Source organism: Lysinibacillus sp. G4S2, assembly GCF_030348505.1.
Lineage (GTDB): Bacteria > Bacillota > Bacilli > Bacillales_A > Planococcaceae > Lysinibacillus.
In genome coordinates, this window is record NZ_JAUCFJ010000002.1 from 4,247,847 (window position 1) to 4,262,720 (window position 14,874).

At 38.2% G+C, this 14,874-nt stretch carries 15 protein-coding genes; 6 read left to right on the top strand and 9 right to left on the bottom strand.

Annotated elements, in window-relative coordinates; translation table 11 throughout:
* Positions 1-12: 12 nt before the first annotated feature.
* Together QUF91_RS21480 and QUF91_RS21485 are read right to left on the bottom strand one after the other, a co-directional pair.
* On the bottom strand, positions 13-879 hold the full coding sequence (locus tag QUF91_RS21480) for an ABC transporter permease (RefSeq protein WP_285399359.1): 867 nt from the start codon (positions 877-879) through the stop codon (positions 13-15).
* A 2-nt stretch (positions 880-881) separates the two neighbouring features.
* The gene (locus QUF91_RS21485; RefSeq protein ID WP_289419291.1) at positions 882-1,844 is read right to left on the bottom strand and encodes an ABC transporter permease; all 963 of its coding nucleotides are present in this window, start codon (positions 1,842-1,844) and stop codon (positions 882-884) included.
* 213 nt (positions 1,845-2,057) lie between these two features.
* On the opposite strand from QUF91_RS21485, the gene QUF91_RS21490 reads away from it, so the two are divergent.
* Positions 2,058-3,662, top strand: a complete 1,605-nt coding sequence (locus QUF91_RS21490) for an ABC transporter substrate-binding protein (protein ID WP_289419292.1) — start codon at positions 2,058-2,060, stop codon at positions 3,660-3,662.
* 115 nt (positions 3,663-3,777) lie between these two features.
* Here QUF91_RS21490 and QUF91_RS21495 read toward each other — a convergent pair whose 3' ends face one another.
* Positions 3,778-4,095: a transposase gene (locus QUF91_RS21495; protein WP_285399356.1), complete on the bottom strand. Its 318-nt coding sequence runs from the start codon at positions 4,093-4,095 to the stop codon at positions 3,778-3,780.
* Between the two features lie 138 nt (positions 4,096-4,233).
* On the opposite strand from QUF91_RS21495, the gene ytzI reads away from it, so the two are divergent.
* The 4 genes from ytzI (at position 4,234) to QUF91_RS21515 (ending at position 5,982) form a co-directional block, all read left to right on the top strand.
* Positions 4,234-4,380, top strand: a complete 147-nt coding sequence (gene ytzI, locus QUF91_RS21500; protein WP_285399354.1) for a YtzI protein — start codon at positions 4,234-4,236, stop codon at positions 4,378-4,380.
* A gap of 70 nt (positions 4,381-4,450) precedes the next feature.
* Complete coding sequence (locus QUF91_RS21505) at positions 4,451-4,612, top strand: hypothetical protein (protein ID WP_285399353.1); 162 nt, start codon at positions 4,451-4,453, stop codon at positions 4,610-4,612.
* Positions 4,609-4,842 (top strand): membrane protein insertion efficiency factor YidD, encoded by a 234-nt coding sequence (gene yidD / locus QUF91_RS21510; RefSeq protein WP_285399352.1) that lies wholly within the window; start codon positions 4,609-4,611, stop codon positions 4,840-4,842. Before QUF91_RS21505 ends, yidD begins: the two co-directional genes overlap by 4 nt.
* A gap of 108 nt (positions 4,843-4,950) precedes the next feature.
* Positions 4,951-5,982, top strand: a complete 1,032-nt coding sequence (locus QUF91_RS21515) for a metal ABC transporter solute-binding protein, Zn/Mn family (protein ID WP_285399351.1) — start codon at positions 4,951-4,953, stop codon at positions 5,980-5,982.
* On the opposite strand, the gene QUF91_RS21520 is transcribed toward QUF91_RS21515, so the two are convergent.
* Together QUF91_RS21520 and QUF91_RS21525 are read right to left on the bottom strand one after the other, a co-directional pair.
* A complete protein-coding gene (locus tag QUF91_RS21520) occupies positions 5,930-7,150 on the bottom strand; it encodes a transglutaminase domain-containing protein (RefSeq protein ID WP_289419293.1) in 1,221 nt (406 codons plus the stop codon). The genes QUF91_RS21515 and QUF91_RS21520 overlap by 53 nt on opposite strands.
* A gap of 480 nt (positions 7,151-7,630) precedes the next feature.
* Complete coding sequence (locus QUF91_RS21525) at positions 7,631-9,058, bottom strand: o-succinylbenzoate--CoA ligase (protein ID WP_289419294.1); 1,428 nt, start codon at positions 9,056-9,058, stop codon at positions 7,631-7,633.
* Between the two features lie 89 nt (positions 9,059-9,147).
* Between QUF91_RS21525 and QUF91_RS21530 the strand changes: the two genes are divergently transcribed.
* Positions 9,148-9,333 carry a hypothetical protein gene (locus QUF91_RS21530; RefSeq protein ID WP_289419295.1) on the top strand — a complete coding sequence of 62 codons (186 nt, stop codon included), beginning with the start codon at positions 9,148-9,150 and terminating at the stop codon, positions 9,331-9,333.
* Positions 9,334-9,517: 184 nt separating this feature from the next.
* Here the strand turns inward: QUF91_RS21530 and menB are convergent, their stop codons facing one another.
* The 4 genes from menB to QUF91_RS21550 form a co-directional block, all read right to left on the bottom strand.
* The gene (gene menB / locus QUF91_RS21535; protein ID WP_053485078.1) at positions 9,518-10,336 is read right to left on the bottom strand and encodes a 1,4-dihydroxy-2-naphthoyl-CoA synthase; all 819 of its coding nucleotides are present in this window, start codon (positions 10,334-10,336) and stop codon (positions 9,518-9,520) included.
* A gap of 63 nt (positions 10,337-10,399) precedes the next feature.
* On the bottom strand, positions 10,400-11,209 hold the full coding sequence (gene menH / locus QUF91_RS21540) for a 2-succinyl-6-hydroxy-2,4-cyclohexadiene-1-carboxylate synthase (RefSeq protein WP_289419296.1): 810 nt from the start codon (positions 11,207-11,209) through the stop codon (positions 10,400-10,402).
* Positions 11,197-12,921 (bottom strand): 2-succinyl-5-enolpyruvyl-6-hydroxy-3-cyclohexene-1-carboxylic-acid synthase, encoded by a 1,725-nt coding sequence (gene menD, locus QUF91_RS21545; protein ID WP_289419297.1) that lies wholly within the window; start codon positions 12,919-12,921, stop codon positions 11,197-11,199. The genes menH and menD overlap by 13 nt, the downstream gene beginning before the upstream one ends.
* Complete coding sequence (locus QUF91_RS21550; protein WP_289419298.1) at positions 12,914-14,299, bottom strand: isochorismate synthase; 1,386 nt, start codon at positions 14,297-14,299, stop codon at positions 12,914-12,916. Before QUF91_RS21550 ends, menD begins: the two co-directional genes overlap by 8 nt.
* Between the last annotated feature and the right edge of the window lie 575 nt (positions 14,300-14,874).

A 14,874-nucleotide genomic window follows, 5' to 3' on the forward strand; every position in this document is an offset into this window, starting at 1 on the left:
CCCCCTTTCGTATCAAACTTTCATTTTCGGATCTAATGCATCACGTAATCCATCGCCTAAAAGGTTAATGCCTAGTACAGTTAATAAAATACAAATACCTGAGAATGTCGCCATTTGAGGATTCAACACTAGAAAATCCTTGCCATCCTTCAAAATACTTCCCCACGAAGCTGTAGGCGGTTGAATACCTAAACCTAAAAAGCTCAATGCTGCCTCAGAAATAATTGCCCCAGCTGTACTCATCGTGCCGTAGACAATTAATGGCGCCAAACAGTTCGGTAAAATATGACTAAAAATAATACGTGTATGTGTAGCCCCTAATGAATGTGTTACTTCAATAAACTCTTCCTCTTTCACACTTAATACTTGTCCACGAACAAGTCGTGCAAATCCTGGAATATTGGCAATACCAATCGCTATAATGACATTCACTAAACCTTGTCCTAGCACTGTCATTAATGTGATTGCTAATAAAATGAACGGGAAAGCAAACAGACCATCCATTGTGCGCATAATGACAGAGTCTAAACGGCCTCCAAAATAACCCGCAACTAATCCTAATAATGTGCCAAATACTGCACCAAACAGTACCGCAGCTATACCAACAACCATTGAAATCCGCGTGCCATAAACTAAACGGCTAAACAAATCACGACCATAGTTATCTGTACCGAGTAAATGTCCATCTGTATTCATCGGTAAAAATGATTTTCCAACAGTCATCTCATTCGGTGGATGGGTTGCAATTAACGGAGCAAAAATGGCTACAATCATCATCATTGCAACAATTATTAAACCGATTGTTGCTAATTTATTTTTTAACAGCTTTCTTAGCAATGTGTTTTTCTTTTTATTAACATTTACAATCGCTTGTACCATCGTTACTTTTGCCCCCCATTCGATTCTAGATTTACTTTTGGATTTACGACTTTATATAAAACATCAACAACTAGATTAATAAGTACAAAGATAAACGCAATAAAAATTACTGTTCCTTGTACAACGACGAAGTCACGCTTATCAATAGCGTCTACGATAAGGCGACCCATACCTGGCCAACTAAAAATAGTTTCAGTTAATACGGCACCACCTAGTAAATTTGAAATTTGCATACCTAGTACAGTTAAGATTGGTGTTAAAGCATTTTTAAATGCATGTTTACCAATAACTAAATATTCTTTAATCCCTTTCGAACGTGCAGTTTTAATGTAATCCTGTGAAATAACCTCAAGCATACTTGAACGTGTGATACGTGCAAATGTCGCCATTGGAATAGTTGCTAAAGCAAATGCTGGCAAGATTAAATGTTTAATAAATTCCCAAAGTCCATCATCTAAATTGCCCATCCCTGTCGCAGGTAACCATCCGAGATTGACACTAAAGAATAGCACTAACATAATTCCTAACCAAAAGATCGGCATGGAAACACCGACTAAAGATACGAGCATCACTGCATAATCGATGATTGTATTTTGTTTTCTTGCTGCGAATATTCCAGCTGGAATTCCAATGACTACTGCAATTAGTAGCGCTACCAAAGCTAATATCACTGTATTTGGAAATCTTTCTACAATGAGCCCAATGACAGATTCACTATAAGAATAGGAATATCCTAAATTAAGCTGTACTAAGTCTGCTACATAGGAAATAAATTGCGAAGGGATTGATTGGTTTAAACCTAACTCTTCTCTTAAATTTTCTACATCTTCCACACTGGCTTGGGGTCCAAGCATAACAGACGCCGGATCACCAGGTATCATCCTAGTAATAATAAAGACAATGATTCCTACTACTAGCAATGTGGGTATGAGATTCAGTAACCTCTTTAAAATAAACGAGCCCATTATTTCAAGACCTCCTTTTCATTATTAGAAACAGTGATTCATATTGTGAACAACTATATAGTACACCCCTTAAACTTTATTTGTAAATACTTTTCAGAATTTTCTTAATTTCATATTTACTTCTGGTTTACATTTGTGCTACTTTTATGTTGAACTATCTATTTTGAATCAGTGGTTCATATTGTGAAACATTAAACAAGGAGGCCAGCAAATATGAAGCAAATAAATGTTAAAAAATCCCTAGCACTACTGTTATTAACTTTAATGATTGGTATTTTAGCTGCATGCGGTGGCGGTAAATCAGATACAGGAGGCTCGTCTGAAGAAAAAGATAGAGAAGCTACATCTGGCGGATCATTAAATGTCGGACTTTCGGCAAATGCTAAAACATTTGACCCTATAAAATATACAGGGGTTTATGAATCACAGGTAATGCGCCAAATGGCTGACACTTTAGTTGTTTATAATAAAGATTTATCAGAGATTATTCCTTCATTAGCAACGGATTGGAAAGTTTCAGATGATATGTTAGTTTATACATTTAAATTACGTGAAGGCGTAAAGTTCCAAAAAGGTAAATACCAAGAGGGTCGTGATATGACGGCTGAAGATGTAAAGTATTCATTAGAGCGTTCTGCAAAAGAATCTGCGATGAATCGTTTAAGTGGTGTAACAGAAGTAAAAGTAATTTCTAATCAAGAGATTGAAATTCATTTAGCGTCTCCAAATGCTGCTTTATTAGCTATGTTAACGGATGCAGGTAATGTCATTATTCCGAAAGAAGAAGTTGAAGGCTGGGGAGATAATTTCTCTGAGCATTTTATAGGGACAGGTCCATTCCAATTAACTGAATGGAAAAAAGATCAAGAAGTCAAACTAGTGCGTAATGAAAACTACTGGGATGAAAAACCTCACATTGACAACCTAACAATGAAATTTATCTCTGATCAAAACATGTTGACAAATGCATTACGTTCTGGTGATATCGATATTGCTATGGATGTAAAAGGTCAAAACCGTGAAATTATTAGCCAAGATAGCAATTTTGAGCTTTTAACTAATCCAGGTTTATCGATTGTCTATCTTGACCTTAACAATAAGGTTGGTCCAACAGCCGATAAACGAGTGCGTGAGGCTATTTATAAAGCAACGAATGTTGAAGAAATTATCTCCGGTGTTAACCAATGGGGCGGCGGTGTTGTTTCTTACTTACCTCTACCACCAGGCTCATGGGGCTATGATAAATCTTTAATTGATTTAGTACCAAAATACAATCCTGAGGAAGCGAAAAAATTATTAGCTGAGGCAGGATATCCTGATGGCTTTAAAACAGAAATTTATGTATCAGAGGCACGTGTACCGTATGCAACTATTTTTCAAAGTCAATTAAAGGAAAACTTAAACATTGACGTTGACATTAAAGTTCTTGAGTGGGGAACTTATAGTGACACAGTTGCCAAAGGAAAAGCACCAATGAATATTGGTGGTTGGACTTGGTATCCAGATCCATACTTCTTCCTATATCAATTGTTCCATACAAAGCAAATTGGCGCTTTAGGTAATGGTAAAGGCTATAGCAATCCAGAGGTCGATAAATTATTAGAACGTGCTGTTTCTGAAACAGTTGTACAAGAAGAACGTGCAAAATTATATCAAGAAGCTTTAAAGCTGATTTTAGCTGATGTTCCACGTATTGAATTAGAGGCAACACAAACAGTGGCTGGTGTTAACAAAAAGGTAAAAGGATTTGAGGTTTCTGCAGATAACTCTTTACAAATCGTACATCCTAATGGAACTAACGTTTCAGTTTCTAAATAAGAAAGTGGAGATGCACGCCGCCTCCTTTCTATTCGTATGAAGAGAATTCACTCGAAAAAGCTAGTTGTTAGCAGTAAATTAGGGTCGCTGAAGTTTTTCAGTGACCCTCTTACTTTTAAACACGCTTATTGAAGTAAGGTAGCTGTTCCACAAATGCTTTCGTATCCGCATCCCCATACTCATGAACGAGTGCATAGATTTTTTTTAATCGTAAATCAATTTCATCATTTTCTCTATCAAGATGATATTGTATATATGGCAATTGTGCACGCCATGCATTTGAAATTTCTAACAGCTGCATTTGCTGAAAAATTTTTTCAAAAACGTCTAACGCTTGTCGGTCTATATTGAGTTCAAAGTTCCACGGTCCTGCATATGGATTTGTATAATACGTTCTATTGGCAAGTGAAAAATATACACGGTGACGCTCCATCTCTACAAAACACTCCTTTTTCCATAGTATGGAGGTAAAAGTGCCGTTTTATTCGCTGGAATGTCAAACTTCCTTCACAACTAAGTAAGATTATCTAATTTATAATAGATATGATGATTACGGAACGGAGGGAATGCCATGAGTTTAATCACGCTTTTAATTGTAGCAGCGATTATCGTTATTTTAATAACAGTCGCGACTATTATTAGTGTCAATCGCGCATACGCCTTTAAACATACAGTTGATGAAAAACCTGAGCAAAGCTTTCATCCTGATAAAGACTAGTTCAATTTGTACATTTTTTAAAGGTATTCTTTTATAATATTATTAACAAATAGAATTTGGAGTGAACGAAATGGGAGTACCATTACCAATAATAATTATGATTGCCATGATGATGCTTATGTTTGGCGTTTCTGTCATTGTCCTCTTAAAGAAAAAAGGCAATCTCTTTACACAGACTATCGATGCTAAGCCTGAGCAGGTCAACCCTCAACAAAAGGATAAACAAATATGAAATATCCCTTTATATGGCTCATTAAGTTTTACAGAAAATTCATATCACCAATGACGCCGCCATCCTGCCGCTTCTATCCTACATGCTCCTCCTATGGGCTTGAAGCTTTTCAAAAACACGGTGCCATTAAGGGATTCTATTTAACGATTAAGCGTATATCAAAATGCCAACCATTCCATGCTGGAGGCTTTGATCCTGTGCCTGAAAAATGGCCTTCGAAAAAGAAATAATTTTCGAGGGTCATTTTTTCTTGTACTTTTGTCAGATGTGCGTTATTATAGAAATTGTTCTAAAAATCAAATCGTAACGATTACTATTTGAAAGAGGTAAACTACAAGATGAAAAAAGTATTTTTATTAAGTTTAGTTGCAGTTCTTGCCCTATTCACGGCTGCCTGTGGTGATAAAACATCAACATCTAAACAGTCAGATAAAAAGGATAAATTAACAATTTACACAACTGTCTATCCATTAAGTTATTTTGCTCAACGAATTGGTGGCGATTTTGTAGAGGTTTCTTCCATTTACCCTGCTGGCGCCAATGAACACACATTTGAGCCAACACAAAAAGATATGATGAATCTAGCAGATGCTGATTTATTTTTCTATATTGGCTTAGGGCTTGAAGGCTTTGTTGAAAATGCAAAAAAAACTCTAGCTAATGAAGATGTAACAATGGTTGCAACAGCAGATCAAGTTTCAGATGAAAAATTAGCTGTCAGCACTGGTCACACACATGCTGATGAAGAGGAAGCACAGCATGATAGCGACCATGCTACAACTGAAGAAGAGCATAGCCACGCCGAAGACGCACACGGACATGACGATCATGATCACGGAAATGTAGATCCACATGTTTGGCTATCACCAATTATCAGTCAAGACTTAGCACTTTCCATTAAAAACGCTCTAGTTGAAAAAATGCCCGAACAAGAAGCTACATTTACAGCTAACTACGAGGCATTAGTAAAAGAACTACAAGATTTAGACAAAGATTTTAAAGCAATGGCTGATAAAGCGCAAGAGAAGACGTTCTTCGTATCACATTCAGCATTTGGCTATATCGCTGGTCAATACGGCCTACAACAAATTCCAATAGCAGGTTTAAACTCACAAAGTGAACCTTCTCAAAAGGAACTAACGACGATTGTTGATAAAGCGAATGATTTGCACATTCACTACATCTTATTCGAGCAAAATGTCTCTTCTAAATTAGCCGAGGTCATCCAAAAAGAGGTTGGAGCAGAGTCACTTGTCTTGCATAATTTAAGCGTTTTAACAGAGAAAGATGTTAAAAATAACGAAACTTACTTCACTCTTATGAAAAAAAATATTCAAACTTTAAATACTGCATTAAATGCTCAAAAATAAATGAGAAAGGAGGTGCCCCGAAAATCGTATGGGGCACCTCCTTTATTATGACGTATTTTTCTTGTGGCATTCGTTTTTCCGTTCTATAAATACTGATTAGCCTCTTTTTCATTTTTACCATATCATGTTTTTCCTTTTGCTCAGCCTTTATTTGCGCTATATTACTTTCTAAAATGATGGGTTCCCATTTATTTAGATGCAACTGAGCAGAGTCATTGCTTTTACTACCTTTTAAAAGCTGTCTAGGCTGTTCTATTAATTGTTTTACTATTTGTTTATTTTTACTTAAAATAGATAGTCCTTTATCAACAGAAAAATAACTATCCAATATTGGTTTTGTAAGAACTTCAACCTTACTAGTTCTTTGAAGATCTATATAGGCTTCACTTGTTGCTGCGGGGAAGCTCGCAAAGTCCCAAGAGTGATCCTGTGCTAATTGGCGATCAGAAACTAAAAAATATTTATAACGTACCTCACCCTTCTGATCAGGTAATGGATCATCCCACGTAGCGTCGATATGATACCATGCATTATCAAGCTTTACTAACACCCATGCATGTAGCTGTTCCCCTACTTTTCCAGGTACATATTGTACCTCAAAGTCTAGCATTTCTAGCATTCGATAAAGGACTAGGGCATATGCCTGACACACTCCCTTATTTTCCATAAGCAATGTGTAGGGAGAATACTGACTTCCTTCGGTTTCCTTTGAATATTCAGCAGATAGTACGATAAAATCATGTGCAGCCTGGATTTTCTGCAATTCACTTAATCCATGCATAGGTGCAATAATATTCGTCAAAGTCTGTTCTACAAATGCCTCCTCTTCCTGTGAAATATGATAAGTAAATTCAAATCTAATGACAATATTATTGGCATAGCCATCATATTTCCATTTAAAACTAGAAATATTGGCGTAAATATATGGATCTTGAATAGCATGTTTAGTAAGCTCTGATAGTTCATCTTTAATTTCCGACGTATCACCAGTATAACGAATGTCAAATTCAGTAGACAATTGCATAACTTGTTTTTGAATTTGAAATTGTAGTGTCTCTACTGAGTTAGCTGTTTCCATATTATTTTGTTCGTAGTTTGCGAATACTTGCACATGACTCATTTGTAAAACAAATACTATAATGATGACATTATATATATATTTTCTCATATGAGTCATTCTCCTTTACTAACTAGTTTATGCCTGTCATTTCTTATTATGTTAATGAATGATTAATTTAATCCCTAAAAATTTACTAAAAATGACTTATCCGCCGGAGACTTTAACTTCTTTCAGCAGATGTTTGGACACCCGCTGAAAGAAGTTAAAACGAATAAAATGGCTGGTCAAAACCTTAAAAAGCGCGAGAAATCAATTTAGAAACGTTGATTTCTCGCGCTTTTTGATGTTAAATTTTGTGTAAAAAAATATGCTTATGTCATCATCAGTGCAGTCAGATAGTGTACATGAAGGCAGATATCGATATTTTTCGAAAGTTGGGTGATAAATTAAAAAAGTTGGTTGATAAATCGATAAAGTTGGTCGATAAAAAATCAAAAGTTCTCGATAAATCTCAAAATTGCAGCTCATTAAAGATTTTAATAAGTAAAAGGATTTCGTCTATGCGAAAGTGAAGCGCCGCAACAATTATTATTCGTTCATTAATTTTCTACGAAGTAGCTTATTGGCGCCGTTTCGCGGGAGCTCGTCTATAACAATAATTTCTTTTGGTATTTTATATTTAGCAAGCTTCTGTTGACAAAATGCGTGTATTTGCTCTATCTGAACTTGTTCTTTTAATACAACAAAAGCAATCGGTACCTGCCCCCACTCATCATCATCAATGCCGCATACTCCGGCTTCCTTTACAGCAGGATGTGTAAGTAGCACATTTTCTATTTCAGCAGGGTAAATATTTTCGCCACCTGAAATAATTAAATCCGCACGACGATCAATGACAAATAAATAACCATCTTCATCTATAGAGCCAATATCCCCAGTATGAAGCCAACCATCAATCGTCGCTTCTTTTTCGGCAAAACGACCAATGTACCCTGGTGTAACATGTGGGCCACGTATGCAAATTTCCCCTTCACCATTGTCATTTGGCTCAGCAATGCGAATTTGATTAAAAAATAATGGTTTTCCCGCTGAGCCAATTTTTTGCATCGCATCTTCATTTGCTAATGTTGCCGTTTGTGATGAAGTTTCAGTCATACCATACGTTTGAGCTACAGCTAAATTTAATGCATGAGCTCTTTTTAAATAATCCACTGGCACAGGTCCACCGCCAGCTAGCATCATTTTGAATTTCGGTGAAGCTTGTGCATTTTTCTGTTCAAGCGTATGTAGAATCCTTTCCAATGTGACGGCGACTACTGACATATGTGTAACTTCGCCATCCATTATATTTTGGGAAATGGCTTCTGCATCAAATTGATCATATAAATGCACTTTATTGCCGTACAATAATGAACGCACTAAAATAGAAAAGCCACTAATATGAAAAAGTGGTACAGCACATAACCAAGCATCCTCCACATGCAAACCTATATTTAAAACAGAGGCCGTTGCACTTGCCTGGTGATTTCCAACAGTTTGACAAACACCCTTTGGAAAACCAGTCGTACCAGATGTATACATAATCGATGTTGTTTGGTTTAAAGACCATTCTTTCGTAATATCAATAGCCGCTTCTGTACTTTTTTCTATAGTAGAAAATAAATGATATGGCGTATGTGATGGTAATTTTTCTACATCCTCATCTGCAATCAATACTGCCACTGCCTCTGAATCCTCTAGCTGATAGGTAATCTCAGCATGTGATAGCCTACGATTTAGCATGACCATTTCACATTGTAAATGCATACATGCGTACATCATCATAACAAGGGAGGGCTTACTTGGCCCCATTATAGCAATACGATCTCCTTGCTTAATTCCTAGTGCAGTTAATTGACGAGCACGCTTTAAAGACAAATCATTTAATTCTTTAAACGTCCAAGTTTGCCCATTATATGTTAAACCGTTTCGTAACGGTGTTAAATATGCTCGCTGTAAAATCCAATTTGGATACATCTCGTTTTCCCTCCGATCAACCTTAATCTTACCGCTTAATCGCATCATTCGTCTATCCGTCAGTTTGCGAGGCTTATCCATGATTTTAGTTGAGGCTATCCTTCGTTCTGGAGATTCTATCCGTCGCTCTGAAATCTATCCGTCGCTCTGACATTTCTATCCGTCGCTTCAGCAATTCTATCCGTCGTTCTGACATGTCTATCCTTCGCTCTGGCAATTCTATCCGTTGCCCTGAAATCTATCCGTCGCTTCGGCAATTCTATCCGTCGCTCTGAAATCTATCCGTCGTTCTGGCAATCCTATCCGTCACTCTGACATTTCTATCCGTCGCTTCGGCAATTCCATCCGTCGCTCTGACATTTCTATCCGTCACTCCAGCAAGTCTATCCGTCTCGCCCCTCCAGACATACAAAAAGCTCGTATCTCATTAAGATACGAGCCATTCAACGCTTCAGATAATCAAGGGAATCTTGGGAATTGACCGAAATCTGGTTGACGTTTTTCTTTAAATGCGTCACGACCTTCTTTAGCTTCATCTGTTGTGTAATAAAGAAGAGTAGCGTCGCCAGCCATTTGTTGAAGACCTGCTAAACCGTCTGTATCTGCATTCATCGCTGCTTTTAAGAAGCGTAGAGCAGTTGGAGACATTTCTAGCATTTCTTCACACCATTGTACAGTTTCATCTTCAAGTTGCTCGTAAGGAACAACTGTGTTAACTAATCCCATATCAAGTGCTTGCTGTGCATCATATTGACGGCAAAGGTACCAAATTTCACGCGCCTTTTTATGACCAATGATACGTGCAAGATAGCCTGAGCCATAACCAGCATCGAATGAACCAACTTTTGGTCCAGTTTGTCCAAAACGAGCGTTGTCAGCAGCAATTGTTAAGTCACAGACAACGTGTAATACGTGTCCTCCACCGATTGCATAGCCTGCAACCATCGCTACTACAGGTTTTGGAATAACACGGATTAAACGTTGTAAATCAAGGACGTTTAGACGTGGGATTTCATCTTCACCAACATAGCCGCCATGACCGCGTACTTTTTGGTCTCCACCTGAACAGAAGGCATGTTCACCTTCACCAGTTAATATGATAACTCCAACATTTTTGTCATCACGCGCACGTGAAAAAGCATCGATCATTTCCATTACCGTTTTTGGTCGGAACGCGTTGCGTACTTCTGGACGGTTAATCGTAATTTTTGCGATACCGTTATAGAACTCATACTTAATGTCTTCATAAGTATGTAAACTTGTCCATTGACGTGTCATTGAATTGCCTCCTAAAAAATATATTCGTCTCGTTCATAATCGAGGCGGTAACGTAAAATTTCATTACGTTAAATACTCCTCTACTATTGTAGCAAACTCAGCGGGATTTTCCACATGAATTGCATGCCCAGCATCATTTACTGTTTGATGCTTAACATTTTTTAATAACGCTTTCATTTCCAGTGCTATTTTACAAAATTTCTCATCAAATGAGCCAGTTATTAAAAGCACAGGAAATTCAAGTTCAGCTAATGACAGCCAATACGACGGTTGGGCCCCTGTACCAATGCCTCGTAAGCTACCCGCCAAGCCATCTGCCTTCTGAGATAGTCGTTCTGACCGTATCGCTTCTTGTACACTGTTGGGTAAACGCTTTTGGGATTGAAATAAAGGAATGTTCTCCCATGCGTTGACAAATGATAATAAACCATTTCGCATTATTTTTTCAGCGAGAGCGTTATCCCTCTCACAACGTTCAGAACGTTCCTTTGCAGTTCGTAAACCTGGCGAAGCACTTTCTAAAATTAGCTTTTCAATGCGTTCAGGGTAGGAGATTGCATAAGATAATGCAACTCTTCCTCCCATTGAATAGCCTAGCAGCATAATTTTTTTAAGCTCTAATTGGCTACAAACTTCTTCTATATCTTGGATTTGCTCTTGCATAGAGAAACGACTAATTTGCTGAGGTAGAGCTGTTTGACCATGTCCAATTAAATCAATAGCAATAACTCTTACATCCGGCAAAGCTTTCGCTAAATTTCGCCAAGTATCCGTACTGCCAGTAAAACCGTGCAAGGCTACAAGCGTTTGCTCCGCTTCTTCATTCCAGATTTCCACGTTCGTTTCAAGTCCACGAATCATTAGCTTTGCCATGCTTTTAACCCCGCATTAATGCGATTCCAAAGTGCACGATGCGCATAAACATTTTCCTCTCTATCTGTGAAAATTTCGATTAAGCGCATTGGTCGTTTCTTCATAGTAGTGAACTTTACTGATAGCTCTGAAATATCGTCTACGCGTATATAGTCCATTCCGTACATGTTGGCAATATCAAAGAATTCTAGGGCAGTCGGTGTCCCGAATAAATCTTCATAATGTGCCTCAACTGTGGATTGTGGTAAATAAGAGAAAATACCGCCGCCATCATTATTCATAACGATTATTGTTAGGTTGCATTCCTGATATCTTGAAGCAATAAGACCGTTGACATCATGTAAAAAGGCTAAATCGCCAATAAGCAAATAGGTTTCACGGTTATTTCCTTGACTAAAGCCCATTGCAGTTGAAACGACACCATCAATACCATTCGTTCCACGATTCGCAACAATGCGAATATCCTTCGATGTCGCCATTAAAAACGTATCAATATCACGTACTGGCATACTGCTACTAACAAAAATATCACTGCCATTAGGGATCATTTTCAGTAATCGGCTTACCATTGCTCCCTCGTCGATTGCAGCGTCAGCATAATGCTCAATATACTCTAAAGCTATATCATTAGCATCCTGCCACTCAGCTAAATACTCTGCATCTAATGCTGTTCCAGAGATTTCTAATTGAGTGAGCCACTCACCAATACTTGCGTGAATAAAATGAGTAGACACGCTTGTAGAATCGCGGAACATCGGATCTTCATCAACAACAATATAAGCATTAGGCTGTGATTTTGTAATAAACTGCATAATAAATTTAGAAACAGGTTGTGCTCCTAAACGTAGTACCGTATCTGGTTCAACTAATGCTTTAAAATCCTCACTCTTCATAATTGCATCGTACGTTGTGATCATATATGGTAGACAATCCTCTGGGACAGAAGCTCGCATATTCGATAAACTCTCGACAATGACTGGCCATTTTAATCGGCGAACAAACTCCCACATCATTGTTAAATCTGTACCAAGTGCTAGCTCACCTATAATCACAAAGCCTCTTTTAGTCGCACTTAAAATTTCCGATAGCTCCTGTTGAGTCGCCACTGAAGGCATTAACTGAGCTATACTACTGTGCTTAAATGTTGCTTCTGGAAGCTCTTCTCGAAAATCAATCAACAAAGGTTCTCGGAACGGCACATTAATATGCACTGGTCCAAATGGTGCGCTCATTGCCATTGCTACCGCACGTGCAATATGACGCTCGATAAACGGTAATGTTGGTGCAGCACCATCAGCCAGCGGGAAATCCACGCTCCATTTGACATTCGTACCATATAAATTTGGCTGATTAATAGCCTGTGGTGCACCCACCTCTCGCAGTTCATGTGGACGATCAGCTGTGATCACAATTAACGGTACACGAGCATAGCTTGCCTCAACAATAGCAGGAAAATAGTTTGCCGCAGCTGTTCCCGATGTGCACAAAAGAACAACAGGTTTCGCGGTAGCCTTTGCAATTCCTAGCGCAAAAAAGGCAGCCGATCGCTCATCAACCTGACGATACATATGAAGCTGTTTCGTTGAAGCAAATGCATAAGCTAAAGGTGTTGAACGTGATCCTGGGCTGACAACAACGTTTTCTACACCAGCTTGCACTAATGATGCTACCATTTTATAAACATAGTCCGTTAAAATTTCCCGTTCATTCATGTAATTGTCCTCCTAGCGCACGAAGCATCGGACGGAATTTCACTAATGTTTCCTCATATTCAGATTGTGACTCTGAATCTGCAACAATACCGCCACCAGCGTATAAATAAGCTTTATCCTTTAATAACGCAGCCGAACGAATGGCCACTGCAAATTCCCCATTTCCTTCAGCATCTACCCAACCAATTGGAGCTGCGTAAAGGCCACGATTCATAGGCTCATACTTACGTATAGCTGCCATTGCCTCTTTCCTTGGTACACCACCTAAAGCTGGCGTTGGATGCAAAGATTTTGTCAGTTGTAAAATTGTTGCCTCATTATTTAACTGACCTTCAACAGGTGTATATAAATGTTGTATATCTCTAATTTTTAGTAAACGAGGGCTAACTGGTATTTTCATCTCAATACAATTTTTACGGAAAGTTTCCGCAATCATATCGACAACATATTGATGCTCGCCACCATTTTTCGAATCATTTAATAAGCTTTGTCCGTAGGCTTCATCTTCCTCTGCTGTCTTACCGCGTTTAATAGAGCCCGCAACACAAGATGAAAAGGCGCGGCCCTTTTCTACTTTTACAAGACGTTCAGGGGACGCACCAAAGAACAATAATTCTTGACGCTCTAAACCAAATAAATAGCTCTCTGGCTGTTCATGAATAATTTGTGATAGTACCTGTGGTGAAGAGACTTGTTCTTTAAATTGCAATGCCAATGATCGCGCAATAACGACTTTATCTGCCTTCTTCTGCTTAATCAATGCTGTTACTTGGTCAATCGAAGCTAAATATGGCTCCTTATATGGCTCGAAATAACTTGTTACTTCTGGCTTTGAATACGTTTTCACTTCTTTTACTTGAGCAGCATGAATTAAATGATCTCGCTCTTTACGTAGTACTTCAAATTGAGCCTCTGCTTGCTGATTTTTTGTAATGAGATGAATGCTTACAAATGCTTTGTCATCTCGTATGACAAGCTGATATGTTGCTAATGCAAAATAAGCCTCTGGAAAGTCTGTCCACTCACCAGCCACATCATTTTGTGGATCAAATGTAAATCCACCAAACAAAATTGGCTGTAGCTCGCTCTGACCCTTTACACAGTTTTTCGTTAAACTTTTCCATTCCGCTTCTACTGCATCAAAGCGATCATTTTTGGCGTTATTTTGAATCGTATAGGCATGTCCTAGCCCTACTAATGTCATCGTTTTTTCTCTATTTTGCCAATAAAATCGTTCACCTTTATAACGCTCCTCGCCCGCAGCATAAAATGCGAGCGCCGATAAGCGACTTACTTCAATTGTTTCCATATAAAAATGAAGGCTTTGGCCCAAAGAGTCCACTTCTACCTCTGTGGCTTGGTACCACTTCTGTTGCATGAAAATTACCTCCGTTGTTGCAATGTACATAATGAGTGATGCCACGGTTCAAATACATTTTGACAAAGTCAGTGCATAATGAAGTGACCGTTTATATTTTCACCACATCATATTTTTTTGTTAAAATAGCCGTCATTATTTGTTTGATAGCCTATTTTTCGTACTGTTGCTTTTATCCTAATTGTTGTTTCCAGTTCATAAATGCTGTTCTATTGTATCATTTTTTTTAACTTCTTTCAGCAAATGTCCTTTGTATCGAAAGCATAGCGACAGGTACAGAAGTCTCCCTCCTCTATAGGTGGTGAGGATGAATGCCAATTTAAGATACTTTTCGGCGGATGTCACGGAATCGGATAGGAGTTTTTTCAGGATGTTAGCCTAAAATCATCGCATCCATGCGATAATGGCTAACTGACCTGCATCACGCAGGCCTAAGCACAAAGCCGATTCCGGACGCAATTATGCCAAGACATAATTGATCTGAACTGTATGTAATAAGCTGTGAACCTACCCAATTTATCATTCTTCGTATAAAATAAGAAGAGTCCACAACATTTGAAGGAGAGAAAGACCTT